Genomic DNA, 16,676 nt, shown 5'->3' on the forward strand with positions numbered 1-16,676 from the left:
GGCAGACACTTGATCGCCTCAGACGGCAACTTCGCGCTCGCCCGCGGAGTCGGTCAACAGCCCGGCCAGCTCGGTGGGATCGGGCAGTACCTCGGGGACGACGGTGACGCCGGTGCGCACGTAATGGAACGCGGTTCGCACCGAGGATTCCGGGCATCCGGACAACGCCGCCCACGCCAGGCGGTAGACGGCGAGCTGGACAGCGGCCTGTCGCATCGCCTCGGGCCCGCGCGGGGGTTCGCCCGTCTTCCAGTCCACCACCGTGGCGCCGCCGTCTGGTTCGCCGAATATCGCGTCGATACGCCCGCGCACCACGGTGTCGCCGATGGGCATCTCGAAGGGGACCTCGACGGCAACGGGGGTGCGGGCCGCCCACTGCGATTTGGTGAACGCCTCCTGCAGCGCGGCCAATTCGTCGGTGCGGCCGAGATCGGAGTCCGCCGCACCGGGCAGGTCGCCAAGGTCGAACAACCCCTCGGTTCCGTAGAACTGCTGCACCCAGGAGTGAAAGGTATTGCCCAGCAATGCATGTGGATCTGGTCGGGTCGGCAAGCGATGCACCAACCGCTGCAGCGCGCCCTCGGGGTCGCGGGCCAGGTCCACCAGACCGCTGACCGACAACTGACTGGGCAGCACGCGGGCGACCCGGCGGTCGGACCGCGCGCGCTCGGCCAGTAGCGCGTCGACGTCGGCAGCCCAGCCGTCGACGTCGACATAGTCCTGCGTCGTATCCGCTGCCATCGCCTCGGCCACCAGCGCCGCCCCGCGTTCGACCCCGGCGCGGCGCCCGGACAGCGGATCGGCGGGCCAGACCGCTTCGATAACATTGTCGTGCAATGGGTTCCGTTCCCCATCGGCGGGCGCGGGAGCCCACTCTTCGACCACCCCGCAGGGATGACCGGCCGCCGTGGACCGATCGATGACGTCCTTGAGCTCGCACAGGAACTCCGACGGCCCGCGCGGTTTGATCCCGGTGGGACCCCAGTGATGACCGGAGACCAGCAGTGTGTCCTCGGCCCGGGTGATGCCGACGTACAGCAGCCGGCGCTCCTCGTCGACGCGCCGCTGATCCAGTTGGCGGCGATGTTCGGAGATCTTGTCCGACAGCTGCTTTCGATTGCTGACGTCCGAGAGGTCCAACACCGGGATGCCCAGCGCGCCTTCTGAGGCGCGATCGCCGCGCAGCAGCGGCGGCAGCTCGGCGGCATCGGTGAGCCAGCTGCTGCGCGAGGCGGTCGACGGGAATGTTCCGCCGGACAGGTGCGCCACGGCGACCACTTCCCATTCCAGGCCCTTTGCGGAGTGCACGGTGAGCACCTGGACCCGATCCCGCGCGACCGTCAACGGCGCTGGCGCCAGACCGTTTTCGACCACCTCGGCCGCGTCAAGGTAGGCCAGCAGCCCCATGACCGACGCCGCGGACGCGTCCGTCGCGCTGGTTCTTTCCGCGTAGCGCGCGACGACGTCGGCGAAGGCGTCGAGGTGTTCGGCGCCGGCCCAGCCGCCGTGGCCCGCGGCGGCGCGGACTTCGCAGTCGACGCCCAGCATGCGTCGCACCTCGGCGACCAGATCGGGCAGCGAATGACCGAGATGGCCGCGCAGGGCGCTCAGCTCGGCGGCCAGCGCGGCGATGCGTTGATATCCCGCAGCCGAATACGCGGCGGCCGGGCCGGGATCACCGATCGCGTCGGCCAGGCACGCGGTGTCGGCTTCGAGGTTGGAGGGACCGGCCGCCATCGCGATCGCCTGGGCGCAGGACGCGTCGGCGGAGCGCCCCGCACCATGAGCCAACGCGCGCTGCCAGAGCGCGGAGATGTCCCGGCCACCCAGTCGCCAGCGCGGGCCGGTCAATACCCGCATCGCCCCCGCGCCGGCGGTGGGGTCGGCGACCAGGCGCAGCATGGCCACTAGTTCGGCCACCTCCGGGATCGACAACAGGCCGGCAAGCCCGACGACCTCGACGGGGATTCCGCGCGCGCGAAGCGCATCGGCGATGGGTGCGGCATCGGCGTTGCGGCGCACCAGCACCGCGGCGGTCGGCGGGTTGACGCCGTCGGCATGCGCACGTTGGTAATGGCCGTGCAGGTGGTCGGCGATCCACCCGCGTTCGGCCTGGGCGTCGGCGAGCAGCGCGGCTCGGACGGTGCCGGGCGGGGCGTCCGGGCGGGGTTGCAACGCGTGCACGGCCACGGATCGGCGTCGCGCCTCCGCCGATATGGCGTTGGCGATATGCAGCGTGCTGGGCGGGTTGCGCCAACTGGTGCGCAGCTCCAGCACCGGCGCGGGCGTGCCGTCGGATTGCGGGAAGTCGGTGGTGAACCGGGGCAGGTTGGTTGCCGAGGCGCCGCGCCAGCCGTAGATCGACTGAATCGGGTCGCCGACAGCCGTCAAGGCCAGCCCGTCGTCGACGCCGCCGCCGAACAACGCCGACAGCGCGACCCGCTGGGCATGACCGGTGTCCTGGTACTCATCGAGCAGCACCACCCGGTAGCGGTTGCGCAGGTCGTCGGCGACCTGCGGGAAGTTCGCGGCAAGCCGTGCCGCCGAAGCCATCTGCGCGCCGAAGTCCATGACCTTGTCGGTATGCATGCGGTCTTGTAACGCGTCGAGCAGCGGCACCAGTTCGGTGCGCTCGGTCTGGGCGGCCAGCAGCCGCAGCAACCATTGGCTCGGTCCACGGTCGCGTTGGTAGGGGCCGGCAGGCAGGGCGTGGACCAGCCGCTCCAGCTCCAGGTGGGTATCGCGGAGCTGGCCGGTGTCGACCAGGTGCTCGGTCAGCTGGCCCCACAGTCGCAGCACCATCGAGGTGACCGCGGCCGGCGTCTTGTCGGTGCGCAGCTGCCCGCCATGCCGGTTGACCACGTCGAAGGCCAGCTGCCACAGCTCGGTCTCGCTGAGCAACCGGGTGTCGGGTTCGACCGGCAACAGCAGCCCGTAGTCACGCAGCAGCGAGCCGGCGAACGCGTGATAGGTGCTGACCGTCGGGGTGTGCGCCGATTCGAGCGCCCCCGGGCTGGCGGCGCCCAACCCGACGCCGGCCAACCGGGCCAGCCGGGAGCGGACCCGGCGCAGCAGCTGTCCGGCGGCCTTGCGGGTGAACGTCAATCCCAGCACCTGGCCGGGATCGGCATACCCGTTGGCGACCAGCCAGACCACCCGCGCAGCCATTGTCTCGGTCTTGCCCGCGCCCGCTCCCGCGATGACGACGAGCGGACCCGGCGGCGCGGCGATAACGGCGGCCTGCTCGGCGGTGGGCGGGAAAAGCCCCAGCGCATCGGCTAATTCGTGCGGGCTGTAGCGCGGGGTCATGGCGCGGACCCTTCGCCGTGGGCGGGGCACGACGGCCGGATCGGGCAGTGCGAGCAGCCGTCGTTGCGCCGGGCGACGAACTGCGGACTGGCGGTGGCGTCGGCCGCCCGCATGACGAGGTCGCGCCATTCGTCGCGGGCCGCCGGTGTCAGTGGATCCTGTTCTCGCACGGTGGCGCCCGCCGCTCCGCTCTTGCCGATGTAGATCAGTCGTGCGCCCCCGGGCTCCATATCGGGCGCACCTTCGGGTATCAGGCCTTCGGCCACCGCGAGCTGATACATCGCCAGCTGAGCGTGCTGTTGGGCATCGTCCTTGCTGACCGGTGTTTTGCCGGTTTTGATGTCGACGATCACCAGCCGGCCGGCCGCGTCGCGTTCCAGCCGGTCGACCCGGCCACGCAACCGGACTTGGCCCCCGTCATCGCGCGGCGTCGCAAGGACTCCGTCGACGCCGACCTCGACGCCAACCTCCCGCAGCTCGCCCCGCGTCTGCGCTCGCCACTGCACGAATGCCTCGATCATGGCGCGGTGCCGGGTCAGCTCGTTGGCCGAATGCCATCGAGCGTCGAAAGGCAGGTGCTCCCAGACACGTTCGAGCTCGGCCATCAGTTGCGCTTCGCTCTTGTCCGGTTCGGCGATCAGGGCATGCAGCACCGAGCCAATCGTGGACCGCAGCTCACGTGGGTTGGTTCCGCCGTGCCGTTCGACCAACCAGCGCAACGGGCAGTCGTTGAGGGTTTGCAGGGTCGATGGCGTCAATGTGACGGGATCACCGCTTTGGCAGAGCGGATCGCTGGTGCTGACCGCGGTCAGACCGTACCAACTCAACGGGTCGGCGCCCGACACGCCCGCATTGGCCAGTCGGGCCAATTGCGTTGCCGCGCAATGGCGTGCGGCAACGTCGACCGCCCCGTCCGGGGCACAGACGACCCCGCGCAACCGGCCGACCAGCGCCGCCGTCGACAGCACACGTGGGGATGAGACCGGCTGCACCGCAACGTGATCGACATCGTCGTCGGCCCACTGCGCGACCTCGAAGAAAAACGGTGACGGCAGTGCGGCTCCTTGGTCCGCCCCGCCGGTGTCGCTGTCGACGGCGGTCACCAGCAGTCGGCGCCGGGCCCGGCCCATCGCGGCCACCAGCAGCCGTCGTTCCTCGGCGAGCAGCGGCGCACGCACCGAGGCGTCCCCAAAGACGCCGTCCATGACGTCGAGGAGTCGCTGCGTGGCCAACACTCCACCGCGCGGAACGGTGTTGGGCCACAGCCCATCCTGCAGGCCGGCGATGACGACCACATCCCATTCATGTCCCAGGGCGGCGTGTGCGCTGAGCACCTGGACCTGTTCGGCCGGCGAGGGCGGTTCGGTCTTGACGCTCGGCAGCTGCAGCGCCGCGACGTGCTCGATGAGACCGCGCAACGACGCGCCGGGCGTGCGAGACACGTACTGGTCGGCGACGTCGAACAACGCGGTCACTGCCTCCAGGTCCCTGGTGGCCTGCGCGCCGGCGGTGCCGCCGCGCTCGCTGGCCGTCAGCCAGCGGCGCTGCAGGCCGGACCGACTCCACGCCGCCCACAGCGTGTAGCGCGGATCTTGGCCGCCGCGATGGCAGCGCTCGGCCGCGTCCAGGACCGCACGCACCCGCTGCAGCGGGCGAGACCCGGAGGTCGGCGCCCCGCCCAGCGCGGCCACCACCAGGTCGCCGAAACTGCCTGCCACGTCGGCGGTTTTGCCGCGCAGCAGCGTCCTGCGCAGCTGGCGCAGTGAGACCGGGTCGACGCGACCGATAGGCCCGGTCAGCAGCGCCAGCGCCTGATCGCCGTCCAGACCCTCGGCGGTCGCCGCCAGCACCGTGAGCAGCGCGCGCACCGCGGGCTCCTCGGCCAGCGCCTCGCCGACCGCGGGTGCGGCCACCGGTACTCCGGCGGCCGCCAGCGCCCGGGGCAACCGGGCCCCGGCTCGTGGCACCGACCGCACGATCACCGCCATCCGCGACCACGGCACGTTGTCGACGAGGTGGGCACGCCGCAGCGCGTCGGCGATCATCGCGGCCTCGGCGTGCGCCGAGGCCGCGAGCCGCACGTGGACCGATCCCTCCTCGGCGCCGGTGCCGTCGATCTGCCTGCCGTCGCTGGTGCCCGGCAGCCGTCGCGCGATGCCGCTGACGGCGCGCGCCACGGCCGGCGCGCACCGATGCGACTCCATCAGCGTCACCGAGGGCGTTTGGCCGTCCAACAGCCCGGCCGGCTCGCCGCCCCGGAAGCCGAACACCGCCTGGTTGGGATCCCCGGCGATCAGCGCCAGTTCGCTGCCGGCCGCCAGCACCCGGACCAGGCGGGCCGCCTGCGGATCGAGCTGCTGGGCGTCGTCGATCAACAAGACCCGGAGCCGGGCGCGCTCGGCGGCCAGCAGCTCGCCGTCGACCGCGAAAGCCTCCAAGGCCGCACCCACGAGTTCGGCGGCGCCCAGCGCCGGCGTCGTCGCCTGCGGCGCCGCGGTCCCGACCGCCGCGCGCAGCAACATCACCTGCTCGTACTGTTGGGCGAACCGGCCCGCCGCAGTCCACTCCGGTCGCCGGCACCGACGCCCAATACGCTGCAGTTCCTGCGGATCGACACCGCGTTCTGCACAGCGCGCCAACAGGTTTCGCAGCTCAGTGGCAAAGCCCGCGGTGCTCAGGGCGGGCCGCAGATGCGCCGGCCACGCGCTGGTTCCGGCGTCTTCGAGGTCCCCGGCCAGCAGCTCCCGGATGATGGCGTCGGTTTCGGCGCTGGTGACCAGCCGCGGCGGCGCGTCCCCGGCCCGCTCGGCGGCCCGCCGGAGGACGGCGTAGGCGTAGCTGTGCACGCTGCGGACCAACGGCTCACGGATCGCCGTCCGGCACGAGTCGCCGCCGCGCGACCGCAGCAGTGCCATCGTCAACGCGCTGCGCTGCCGAACCCCCATTCGGCCCGAACCGGTAAGCAGCAGAACCGATTCCGGGTCGACCCCGGCGTCGACCGCGGCGACCGCGGCATCGACCAGCAGGCTGCTCTTCCCGGTGCCCGGGCCGCCCAGGATACGGATCAGCCCGCGGGCACCCGGCGCCAGCACGGCACCCGCCTCGGCGCCCCAGGTCAATGACATACCGGCATGACATCACGAGGGTCTGACAAGTCGGTCCGGCTACGACCGGCGGTGTCCGCGGGGCCTGGCATCATCGACGCGTGACCACCGACCTTCACGTGCACCGCTTCGGTCCGTCTGGCCCGGTGCAAATGCTCGCCCTGCACGGACTGACCGGACACGGCCAGCGCTGGCAACAGTTGGGCGATTATGTGCCCGAAATCTCCATCGCCGCCCCTGATCTGCTGGGCCATGGCAGGTCGTCGTGGGCCGCGCCGTGGACCATCGACGCGAATGTCGCTGCGCTGGGCGCGCTGCTCGATGAGGTGGCCGAGGCCCCGGTGCTGGTTGTCGGGCACTCGTTCGGCGGTGGTCTGGCAATGCATTTGGCCGCGGTCCGACCGGACTTGGTGGCGGCGCTGCTCCTGCTCGACCCCGCCGTCGGTTTGGACGGCGGGTGGATGCGCGAGATCGCCGAGGCGATGATTTCGTCGCCCGACTACCCGGATCCCGGCCAAGCTCGCATGGAAAAGGCCACCGGCTCTTGGGCGGACGTTGATGCGGGCGTGCTCGATGCCGAACTCGACGAACATCTGGTCCGGCTGCCCAGCGGACGCTACGGCTGGCGGGTCAGCGTGCCGGCGATGATGTCCTACTGGAGCGAGCTGGCCCGTCCCACCGTGCTACCGCCGGCGGGAACGGCAACGACGCTGGTGCGGGCGAAGTGGACGACGCCGCCGTATGTCACCGATCAGCTCATCGCCGGACTGCAGGAACGCCTGGGACCAGATTTCGAGCTGCTCGATTTCGAGTGCAACCACATGGTGCCCGGCGCCAAGCCGACGGAGGTCGCCGCGCTGATCCGCAAGCAGTTGCAGGCCCGCTGACCGTGGCGCCGGTGACCGACGAGCAAGTCGAGCGGGTGCGCGCGCTGGTGGCCGCGATCCCTTCCGGCCGAGTCTGCACCTACGGCGATATCGCCGCTGTCGCAGGGCTTTCCAGCCCGCGGATCGTCGGATGGATCATGCGCACCGACTCCTCCGACCTGCCCTGGCACCGGGTGATCACCGCATCGGGACGCCCGGCACGGCATTTGACCACCCGGCAGCTGGAACTACTGCGCGCCGAAGGAGTGCTTTCCGTCGAAGGCAAGATCGCGCTCGGCGACGTGCGCTACGCGTTTGGGGACTAAAGCACCAGCCGAATCAGGGCCGCCGTGCGGGCCAGACCCGGGAAAGCCTCCGCCGTCGACCGCGGATGCAGCGCATGTACCGCCAGACGAAACATCAACGCGCGCAACAACATCTGTGGCCATTCCGGCAAGGCGTTCCAGCGTTCGATCAGCCCGTCGTCGGCCTCACCCCAGGACAGCGCATCGACGACGACCACGCCGGCCGCCCACGACGCGGGCCGCCAGTACGGCGTGATGTCGGTGATGCCCGGGGCGGCGGTGCCGATGAAAAGCACCGTGCCGTAGAGATCCCCGTGCACCAGCTGGTTGGGGCTTTTGGTCGGCTTGCGTAGCGTGGCGAGCTGACTGATCAGCTCGACCGACCGCTCGGCGTCGGCGTTCGGCGGGGCCGTGCGGGCGCCGGGCGGAATCGACTGCAGCGGCCGTTCTTCCCACGCGGAGCGGTCGGCGGCGATGAACACGTCGACATCTGACCACGGCGTGGTCGGTCCCTGGGTCAGGAAGCGGGGGCGCTCCAGTTTGCCGGTGGCCTCGTGCAGCCGCACCGCCGCCGAGACGACTTCGTCGTGTCTGGGCTCAGGCGTGCCGGCGACAAACGTGTCCGCTCGCCATCCCGAGACCACGTAGCGCCCGTCGGTCGAGCGGACCGGCCGGGCCAGCCGCACCCCGTCCACGAACAGCGTTTCGCGCACCCGCGCAGACCAGGCCGCGCGCGCGTGGTCGGCCACGATCGAGAGAACGACTTCGCCGCATCGCCAGCCACCCTCCCAGCTGGCGCCCAGCGCGATGGGCTTGACACCGGCCAAACCAAACGCCGAAAGCACGTGCTCCGGCGGTGGTTCGACAGTCACGGGGGTTAGCCTAGCCGGGCGGCGATGCGCGTCGTTACGACGCGCTGATGGGCGGTTTAGTACATCACCATGTCGGGTTGCATCTGCTGCGCCCACGCCACGATTCCGCCCTGCAAGTGGACGGCATCGGAGAAACCGGCCTTCTTCACCGCGGCCAGCGCCTCGGCCGAGCGCACGCCCGTCTTGCAGTACAGCACCGCCCTGCGGTCGTGCGGCAGCTTTGCCAGACCCTCACCTGAGCTGATCAACGACGTCGGAATCAGCTCCGCGCCGTCGATGTGATTGATGTCCCACTCGACCGGCTCGCGGACGTCGATCAGGGCCAGCTTGGTGCCCGAGTCCAGCAACGCGCGCAGCTCTTGCGGCGTGATCGTCGAGCCGTTGACGGCCTCGACCGCATCCTGCGACACCACACCGCAGAATTCCTCGTAGTCGATCAGTTCGGCGATCTTCGGAGTCGACGGGTCCTTGCGGATCCTGATCGTGCGGTAGCTCATCTCCAGCGCGTCGTAGATCATCAGCCGGCCCAGCAGCGGTTCGCCGATGCCGGTGATCAGCTTGACCGTCTCGGTGCCCATCACGGACGCGATGGAAGCACAGACGATGCCAAGCACGCCTCCTTCGGCGCAGGACGGCACCATGCCGGGCGGCGGCGGTTCCGGGTACAGGTCGCGGTAGTTCAGGCCCAGGCCGTCGGGGGCGTCCTCCCAGAACACCGAGACCTGACCTTCGAAGCGGTAGATCGATCCCCAGACGTAGGGCTTACCGGCCAGCACCGCGGCATCGTTGACCAAGTACCGGGTGGCGAAGTTGTCGGTGCCGTCGACGATCACGTCGTACTGCCTGAACAGCTCAACGGCGTTGCTCGCCTCCAGCCGGAATTCATGGAGTCGCACCTGCACCAGCGGATTGATCGCGCGAATGGAGTCGCGCGCCGACTGCGCCTTGGAACGTCCGACATCGGCCACGCCGTGGATGATCTGGCGCTGCAGGTTCGACTCGTCGACGACGTCGAAGTCGACGATGCCGATCGTCCCGACGCCGGCCGCGGCCAGATACAGCAACGCCGGTGCTCCGAGTCCGCCGGCACCGATCACCAGCACCCGCGCGTTCTTCAGCCGCTTCTGCCCGTCGACACCCAGGTCGGGAATGATCAGATGGCGGCTGTAGCGCGCCACTTCGTCGCGACTCAGCTCGCCGGCTGGCTCAACCAGTGGCGGCAACGATGGGGACACCGGATATCTCCTCGGTCAGCTTCGCGACTCAACTACAGTCAACGCTTCGATCGCCGGCATTGCTTCCCGGTGCATACCGCCGCAGAGCTAGGCGATCGGATACGGCCAGGGGTTGAAGCGGCAGGTCTTACCGTCGGCCTTGACGTACTCGGGGTCGAACTTCGCGGCGTCGTCGTTGGCGGTGGAGAACGTCTGCTGCATCATCACCGGCGCCAAACCGCCCTGCTTGTCGCAGGGCTCGTGGCGCACATAGCCGATGGCGTGGCCCACCTCGTGGTTGATGACGTACTGCCGGTACGAGCCGATGTCTCCCTCGAAGGGCACCGCCCCGCGCACCCAGCGCGCCTCGTTGATGAACACCCGGGCCTCCCGGTCCGGTCCGAACACCGGGTTGTAGCAGGAGGTCTCCAGCCGGAATTCGTAGCCGCACCCCTCGCGCACCGTCACCGGAGACACCAGCGAAATCCGGAAGTCGGGTTTCCCGTTGTCGATCCTGACGAAGGCGAATTGCGGGTTGTGCGTCCAGCCTTTGGGATTGGCCAGCGTCTGATCGACCATCGTCGCGAATGCGTCGTCACCGCCGAACATCGCGGGGTCCAGACCGTTCTCGACCTCGACGCTGTACTTGAATACCTTGGCGGTGCCCTGACCGATCTGCGGCGTGACGCCGGGCACGACACGCCAGGTCTTATCGCCGGCCTCGGTGAACGGCCCGCCGTCCGGCAGCGTCCCGGCCGGCAGGTTGGCGTCGAAGGTGGCCAGGCCGCGCGGCGGTGCGTCGAGGATGGCCGTGCCCACCGCCCCGATCGCCGGCGGGCTTTGGATGGACGGCTTGCTCGCCGTCGGTTGCGGCGCTCCGACGCCGGTCACCGTCTGGTAGATGACGACGGCGGTCAGCGCCACCAGCACTGGCAGCGCATACGCGCGCCAGCCGTAGGTGGAGATAAACCGGCCCAGCCATGATTGCTTTCGCCACCGGCGGGGACGTTCGCGGTCGGCCCGGGGCCGTCCGGCGCCTCGCCCGATCGGATCACGCAGCGCCCGAAGCGGTTCTCGCCACTCGTCACGCAGCACGGGCACTCGACCGGTGCCGGGCACTGGCGGCTCGGACGTCATCGCCCCAGGATGGCACAGCGGGGACCGAGGGCGTCCCTGGCGCGCCCGAGCACACCCCACGACGCCGGTTCAGCCTGCGCCGACGGCGCCGATGCCGGTCGCAGGTACACCATGGGTAGTAGTGTCTGTGCGACGAGCGGCGCGCGGCTGGCCCGTCGATATTCCGATGGTCAGCCGCCACAATTCAAATGAGGACCAAGTGAGCGATCTCGCCAAGGCAGCGGCACGGCGTGCCGTCAGATCGACTGACCGCGGTCGGCCCAGTGACGGCATAGCGACCTCCAACCGGCGGGGCAATCGGCTACCGCGGGACGAGCGTCGTGGCCAATTGCTGATCGTGGCCAGCGACGTCTTCGTCGACCACGGCTACCACGCGGCCGGCATGGATGAGATCGCCGACCGGGCGGGAGTCAGCAAACCCGTTCTGTATCAACACTTTTCCAGCAAGCTGGAGCTGTATCTGGCGGTGCTTGATCGGCACGTCGAGAACCTGGTCTCGGGCGTGCAGAACGCGCTGAGCACCACCACCGACAACCGGCAGCGGCTGCATTCGGCGGTCCAGGCATTCTTCGACTTCATCGAGCACGACAGCCAGGGCTACCGGCTGATTTTCGAAAACGACTACGTCACCGAGCCCGAGGTCGCCGCGCAGGTGCGGGCGGCCACCGAATCGTGCATTGACGCGGTTTTCGCGCTGATCAGTGCCGATTCCGGCCTGGACCCGCACCGCGCCCGGATGATCGCGGTGGGACTGGTCGGCATCAGCGTCGACTGCGCCAGGTACTGGCTGGACTCCGACCGTCCGATCTCCAAGGCGGACGCCGTCGACGGCACCGTTGCGTTCGCGTGGGGCGGGCTGTCACACGTGCCGCTTACTCGCTCTTAGCGGCCTTTCCGCCGGACTTCGCACCGGCATCGGCCCCGATTCCGAAGCCGACCCGACGGGAGTCGGCGACACCGATCTCGACGTAGGCGATGCTGGTTGTGTGGATCAGGAAGCGGCGGCCCTTCTCGTCGCTCAGGCTCAGCAGACCCGAGCCGTCACGCAGTGCGGCGCTCACGGCCTCTTCGACCTCCGCAGGCGTCTGCGCGCTGGAGAAGACCAGCTCGCGCGGGCTGTCCGTGATACCGACCTTGACCTCCACGATGGCCCCTTCCGTTGATATTCCGTCGCAAGCGTGTCAGCAGCAGGCTAGTGGACGCGGCCGGTTCGCTCCGAGTGCAGGGTGACCGACGCGAGTTCGCGGTGAGCGAAACCGTTTCTAACGGCAGATAACGATTGGCTCCCAGCTAGATCAAGGTGGCGCCCGTCGCCGGCTCGGGCACTTTCACGTCCGTAACATCGGTATCATCAGAAACACGCTCGATGATCGCGCCGGCCTGGTCGACGGCCTCGTCCACGACCACCCCGATGATGCGACGTACGACGGAGCCGACTACGACGGCTACGACGGCTACGACGGCTACGACGAGTACGCCGACGACGAGTACGACGAGTACAAGGAACTCCTGTGGCCCTTCGGCGGATGGCGCCCGGCGGTCGCGGTGCTCGGCGCGGTGGTGGCGATCGGCGCGATCGCGACTGCCGTGATCATCAACAGCGGCGACAGCGCTTCGACGAAGGCCACGGTGGGGGCACCGGCTCCCACCTCCGTGACGTCCGCACCGCGAACCACCAGCCCGCCGGGCGCGTCGCAGCGCCCCTCGACAAGCACACCGAGCACCTCGCGGGCGCCCCAGCTACCGCCCGAGACCGTCACCACGCTGACCCCGCCGAGCGCGGCGCCGACGGGACCGCCGCTGGCCGCACCGGCTCCCGCGCTCGTACCACCAACGGCCACAGTGAATCCGGGCACCGTCTACTACAGCGTGACCGGGACGAAGCAGCTCCTGGACCTGGTGAACGTCGTCTACACCGATGCACGTGGCTACCCGCAGACCGAGTTCAACGTGGCGCTGCCCTGGACGAAGGTGGTCGTGCTGAACCCGGGCGTGACGACCCAATCCGTGGTCGCGACCAGCATCGTGGGCCGGCTCAACTGCGCGATCGTCAATGCGCAGGGTCAGGTCGAGGTGGCGTCGGCCAACAACTCGAACCTGGCGACCTGCACGAAATAGAGGTCAGCTCAGGCCGAGCTCGCGTATTCGCCGGTCGTGCGTCTGCTGCAGACGCTCGAAGAACGCGCCGAGCTGCCCCAGGCCTCCGGTGCCGGACACCACCAGATCGACCAGCTCGTCATGGTCGGCCAGCAGGTATTGGGCCTGGGTGAATGCTTCGCCGTACAACCGGCGAGCCCACAGCGCCAACCGGCTGCGCTGTTTGCCACTCGCGGTCACCGCGGCGCGAACTTCGGCGACGACGAACTGCGAGTGCCCGGTTTCGGACAGGGCCTCGCGCACCACGTCGGCGACCTCGTCGGGCAGCCCGTCGGCGAGCTCGAGGTAGAGATCGGCGGCCAGCGCGTCGCCGACATAGGTCTTCACCAGTGCTTCCAGCCAGGTGCTGGGCATCGTCAACCGGTGGTAGTTCTCGATCGCGGAGACGTACCTCGACATGGCCGAAACGACGTCGACGCCGCGCTTTTCCAGGGCCTCGTGCAGCAGCTCGTAGTGCTGCATCTCGGCGGCCGCCATGCTCGCCATTGAGATCCGTCCCCGCAGGTCAGGCGCCATACGGGCCTCGTCGGTCAGCCGGTAGAACGCGGCCACCTCGCCGTAGGCGAGCACGGCGAACAGTTCGTTGACACCCGGATGGTCCGCGCTCGGTGCTGGGGATGGCGAATCGTCCACTTGGTCGGCAGAGGAGGCCGAAGTCATGCACATCACTCTAGTAGGCGGACTTGGAAGAAGATGGGTCTGCGCCGTCGACCGGCTATCATGCAGATAGATAGCGGCTGTATTTCTTCGAATGCTGCTATCGGCGAAATGTGCGTGCACCGCTGGCCCACCCAATCTCAGCAGGGCCTGGCGACTCGGCGACTTGGAGTCGGAACTCGTGCGCGCGTGACCGCGAGAGAAATACCGACCCCAACCGAATAGTCACCGAAAGGTACAGCACCCACGCATGACTGCATTGACCAGCAAAACTGAACCGACCTTTGCCGAGCTCGGCGTCCGCGACGAGATCGTCCGGGCGCTAACCGAAAAGGGCATCGAGCACGCCTTCGCCATCCAGGAACTCACCCTGCCGATGGCCCTCGCCGGTGACGACGTCATCGGCCAGGCCCGCACCGGCATGGGTAAAACGCTCGCCTTCGGCGTCCCGCTGCTGCAGCGCATCACCAATGGCGTCGGGGTGCGGCCGCTCAATGGCACGCCGCGCGCCCTAGTCGTGGTGCCCACCCGCGAGCTCTGCCTCCAGGTCACCGAGGACCTGGCCGGCGCTGCCAAACATCTGATCGCCGAAGAGGGCCGCCGGCTGTCGGTGGTCTCCATCTACGGCGGACGGGCCTACGAGCCACAGATCGACGCGCTGCGCACCGGCGCCGACGTCGTGGTGGGCACACCGGGCCGGCTGCTCGACCTGGCCCAGCAGGGCCACCTGCAGCTCGGCGGGTTGTCGGTGCTGGTCCTCGACGAAGCCGACGAGATGCTCGACCTGGGCTTCTTGCCGGACATCGAGCGCATCTTGCGCCAGATACCGGCCGACCGGCAATCGATGCTGTTCTCGGCGACCATGCCGGACCCGATCATCACGCTGGCCCGCACGTTCATGGTTCAGCCCACCCACATCCGGGCCGAGGCGCCGCATTCGGCGGCCACCCACGACACCACCGAGCAGTTCGTCTACCGCGCCCACGCGCTGGACAAGGTGGAGATGGTCAGCCGGATACTGCAGGCCGACGGCCGCGGCGCGACGATGATCTTCACCCGCACCAAGCGCACCGCGCAGAAGGTCGCCGACGAATTGGCCGAGCGCGGCTTCAAGGTCGGCGCCGTGCACGGCGACCTCGGGCAGATCGCCCGCGAGAAGGCACTCAAGGCTTTTCGGGCCGGCGACGTCGACGTGCTGGTAGCCACCGACGTGGCCGCCCGCGGTATCGACATCGATGACATCACCCACGTCATCAATTACCAGATCCCCGAGGACGAACAGGCCTACGTACACCGGATCGGCCGTACCGGTCGCGCCGGTAAGACCGGTATCGCCGTCACCCTGGTGGACTGGGACGAACTGCCCCGCTGGACGGCGATCGACAAGGCGCTGAACCTGGGCTCCCCCGATCCGGCCGAGACCTACTCCAACTCGCCGCACCTGTACACCGAGATGGGGATTCCGGGCGAGGCCAGCGGCATGATCGGTTCGCCGCGCAAGTCGCCGGTCAAGCGCCGCGACACCGAACGCAGCACCACGTCGGAGAAGCCGGCGCGGGCCCGCTCGGGTAACCCCCGGCGGCGAACCCGCGGCGGCGAGCCGGTGAGCGGCCACCCGTCCGGCAACGGCACCGACGGCGAAGCCGCGGCGGAGACGGGTTCGGCGTCCAGCAATGGCAGTAACGGCACGAACAATCGTCGTCGCCGTCGTCGCCGCAAGCCGGCGGAAGCCACCACCAACGCCAACTGAGCCACCTAAAGCGACAGCCCAGGCATGGTCAAACCCGAACGCCGCACCAAAGGCGATCTGTTGGCCGCCGCGGCGATCGCGGTCGTCGTCGCCGCAATCGCGTCGCTGATCTGGTGGACCAGTGACGCCCGGGCCACGATCAGCCGCCCCGCCGCGACACCGGCGCCCAACCCGAGTTTGGCCCACGAGGTGCCGGCCAGCTTGAAGCAACTGTGGACCGCCGCAAGTTCGGCCACCACGGCACCCGTGATCGTCGGCGGAACGGTCACCACCGGCGACGGCCGCGAGGTCGACGGGCGCGACGCCGGCACCGGCCAGACGCGCTGGAGCTACTCCCGCGACACCGACCTGTGCGGCCTGTCCTGGGTCTACCACTACGCGGTCGCGGTCTACCGCGACGACCGCGGTTGCGGCCAGGTCAGCACCATCGACGGGTCCACCGGTCGCCGCGGGGCCGCCCGCAGTAGCTACGCCGACCCGCAAGTGCGCCTGTCCTCCGACGGCACGACGGTGTTGTCGGTCGGCGATACCCGCCTGGAGCTGTGGCGCTCGGACATGGTCCGGATGCTCGCCTACGGCGAGACCGACGCCCGGGTGAAGCCGTCCTCGCGCGGACTGCACGCCGGATGCAAGCTGGCATCGGGAGCGGCCAGCTCCTTGGCGGTTTCGGTGCTGGAGAGCTGCGCGAACCAGGCCGACCTGCGACTCGCGTTGTTGCGCCCGGGCAAGGAAGAAGACGAACCGCAGCAGCACTTCGTCGCCGAGCCCGGGATCGGTACGAACTCGGGCGCTCGCGTGCTGACCGTCTGGGAGACCAACACGGCGGTTTACCTGCCCGGAATATCCGGCGCGCAGCCCAGGGTCGACGTGATCGATGACATGGGCACCACGGTGGCGAGCACCCTGCTGCCCAAGGCGCCGTCGAACTCGGCGGTGTCGCAGGCCGGCAACCTGCTGACCTGGTGGACCGGCGATTCCGTGCTGGTCTTCGACGCGAGCAGCCTGACCCTGCGCTACACCATCGCCGCGGGCGAGCGGACGGTCCCGTTGGGCCCCGGCACCATGATGGCGGGCAAGCTGCTCATTCCGGTCACCGGCGCGATCGGTGTCTACGACCCCGTGACGGGAGCCAACGAGCGCTACATCCCGGTGGACCGAGCGCCGAGCAACCACGCGATCGTCCCCGCCGTGTCCGGCTCCAGGGTGTTCGAGCAGCGGGACAACACCGTGGTGGCCCTCGGCTAGATCTCGGCCAACTGTGCACCCATGGTGGTCCGGTGTGCGCTCAGGGCGGCGACACGCCGA

Annotated in this window: 13 protein-coding genes; 6 read left to right on the forward strand and 7 right to left on the reverse strand. The window is 69.3% G+C overall.

Going from position 1 to position 16,676, the window contains the following annotated elements; genetic code table 11:
* Positions 1–18 precede the first annotated feature (18 nt).
* Both ACZY0B_RS11110 and ACZY0B_RS11115 read right to left on the reverse strand, forming a co-directional pair.
* The gene (locus tag ACZY0B_RS11110; RefSeq protein WP_463764148.1) at positions 19–3,309 is read right to left on the reverse strand and encodes an ATP-dependent helicase; all 3,291 of its coding nucleotides are present in this window, start codon (positions 3,307–3,309) and stop codon (positions 19–21) included.
* Positions 3,306–6,434, reverse strand: a complete 3,129-nt coding sequence (locus ACZY0B_RS11115; RefSeq protein ID WP_463764149.1) for a PD-(D/E)XK nuclease family protein — start codon at positions 6,432–6,434, stop codon at positions 3,306–3,308. The genes ACZY0B_RS11110 and ACZY0B_RS11115 overlap by 4 nt, the downstream gene beginning before the upstream one ends.
* A gap of 80 nt (positions 6,435–6,514) precedes the next feature.
* Between ACZY0B_RS11115 and ACZY0B_RS11120 the strand changes: the two genes are divergently transcribed.
* Together ACZY0B_RS11120 and ACZY0B_RS11125 are read left to right on the forward strand one after the other, a co-directional pair.
* Positions 6,515–7,300 carry an alpha/beta fold hydrolase gene (locus tag ACZY0B_RS11120; RefSeq protein ID WP_463764150.1) on the forward strand — a complete coding sequence of 262 codons (786 nt, stop codon included), beginning with the start codon at positions 6,515–6,517 and terminating at the stop codon, positions 7,298–7,300.
* A 2-nt stretch (positions 7,301–7,302) separates the two neighbouring features.
* Positions 7,303–7,605, forward strand: coding sequence for an MGMT family protein (locus tag ACZY0B_RS11125; protein ID WP_463764151.1), 303 nt, complete (start codon positions 7,303–7,305; stop codon positions 7,603–7,605).
* On the opposite strand, the gene ACZY0B_RS11130 is transcribed toward ACZY0B_RS11125, so the two are convergent.
* The 3 genes from ACZY0B_RS11130 to ACZY0B_RS11140 form a co-directional block, all read right to left on the reverse strand.
* Positions 7,602–8,456, reverse strand: a complete 855-nt coding sequence (locus ACZY0B_RS11130) for a TIGR02569 family protein (RefSeq protein WP_463764152.1) — start codon at positions 8,454–8,456, stop codon at positions 7,602–7,604. The two genes, ACZY0B_RS11125 and ACZY0B_RS11130, sit on opposite strands and share 4 nt — an antisense overlap.
* A gap of 56 nt (positions 8,457–8,512) precedes the next feature.
* On the reverse strand, positions 8,513–9,691 hold the full coding sequence (gene moeZ / locus ACZY0B_RS11135; protein ID WP_463764153.1) for an adenylyltransferase/sulfurtransferase MoeZ: 1,179 nt from the start codon (positions 9,689–9,691) through the stop codon (positions 8,513–8,515).
* Positions 9,692–9,778: 87 nt separating this feature from the next.
* The gene (locus ACZY0B_RS11140; RefSeq protein WP_463764154.1) at positions 9,779–10,807 is read right to left on the reverse strand and encodes a DUF3152 domain-containing protein; all 1,029 of its coding nucleotides are present in this window, start codon (positions 10,805–10,807) and stop codon (positions 9,779–9,781) included.
* Positions 10,808–11,006: 199 nt separating this feature from the next.
* Here ACZY0B_RS11140 and ACZY0B_RS11145 point away from each other — a divergent pair, with 199 nt between their 5' ends.
* Entirely contained in the window at positions 11,007–11,693 is a 687-nt protein-coding gene (locus tag ACZY0B_RS11145) for a TetR/AcrR family transcriptional regulator (RefSeq protein ID WP_463764155.1), read from the forward strand.
* Here the strand turns inward: ACZY0B_RS11145 and ACZY0B_RS11150 are convergent.
* Entirely contained in the window at positions 11,680–11,952 is a 273-nt protein-coding gene (locus tag ACZY0B_RS11150; protein ID WP_463764156.1) for a DUF3107 domain-containing protein, read from the reverse strand. The genes ACZY0B_RS11145 and ACZY0B_RS11150 overlap by 14 nt on opposite strands.
* A gap of 205 nt (positions 11,953–12,157) precedes the next feature.
* On the opposite strand from ACZY0B_RS11150, the gene ACZY0B_RS11155 reads away from it, so the two are divergent.
* Complete coding sequence (locus ACZY0B_RS11155) at positions 12,158–12,925, forward strand: MmpS family transport accessory protein (RefSeq protein ID WP_463764191.1); 768 nt, start codon at positions 12,158–12,160, stop codon at positions 12,923–12,925.
* A gap of 3 nt (positions 12,926–12,928) precedes the next feature.
* Here ACZY0B_RS11155 and ACZY0B_RS11160 read toward each other — a convergent pair whose 3' ends face one another.
* Positions 12,929–13,624 (reverse strand): ferritin-like fold-containing protein, encoded by a 696-nt coding sequence (locus ACZY0B_RS11160; RefSeq protein ID WP_463764157.1) that lies wholly within the window; start codon positions 13,622–13,624, stop codon positions 12,929–12,931.
* A gap of 247 nt (positions 13,625–13,871) precedes the next feature.
* Here ACZY0B_RS11160 and ACZY0B_RS11165 point away from each other — a divergent pair, with 247 nt between their 5' ends.
* Together ACZY0B_RS11165 and ACZY0B_RS11170 are read left to right on the forward strand one after the other, a co-directional pair.
* Positions 13,872–15,371: a DEAD/DEAH box helicase gene (locus ACZY0B_RS11165; RefSeq protein WP_463764158.1), complete on the forward strand. Its 1,500-nt coding sequence runs from the start codon at positions 13,872–13,874 to the stop codon at positions 15,369–15,371.
* A gap of 24 nt (positions 15,372–15,395) precedes the next feature.
* On the forward strand, positions 15,396–16,616 hold the full coding sequence (locus ACZY0B_RS11170; protein WP_463764159.1) for an Rv3212 family protein: 1,221 nt from the start codon (positions 15,396–15,398) through the stop codon (positions 16,614–16,616).
* The last annotated feature ends 60 nt before the right edge of the window (positions 16,617–16,676 follow it).

The sequence above is a fragment of the Mycobacterium sp. IDUB_19 genome (assembly GCF_055419445.1).

What these genes read in the sequence shown, in the direction of transcription:
- ACZY0B_RS11170 (WP_463764159.1), top strand. Translation starts at nt 15,396, where the DNA reads ATGGTCAAACCCGAACGCCGCACCAAAGGCGATCTGTTGGCCGCCGCG.
- ACZY0B_RS11110 (WP_463764148.1), bottom strand. Translation starts at nt 3,309, where the DNA reads ATGACCCCGCGCTACAGCCCGCACGAATTAGCCGATGCGCTGGGGCTT.
- ACZY0B_RS11140 (WP_463764154.1), bottom strand. Translation starts at nt 10,807, where the DNA reads ATGACGTCCGAGCCGCCAGTGCCCGGCACCGGTCGAGTGCCCGTGCTG.
- ACZY0B_RS11115 (WP_463764149.1), bottom strand. Translation starts at nt 6,434, where the DNA reads ATGTCATTGACCTGGGGCGCCGAGGCGGGTGCCGTGCTGGCGCCGGGT.
- ACZY0B_RS11160 (WP_463764157.1), bottom strand. Translation starts at nt 13,624, where the DNA reads ATGACTTCGGCCTCCTCTGCCGACCAAGTGGACGATTCGCCATCCCCA.
- ACZY0B_RS11165 (WP_463764158.1), top strand. Translation starts at nt 13,872, where the DNA reads ATGACTGCATTGACCAGCAAAACTGAACCGACCTTTGCCGAGCTCGGC.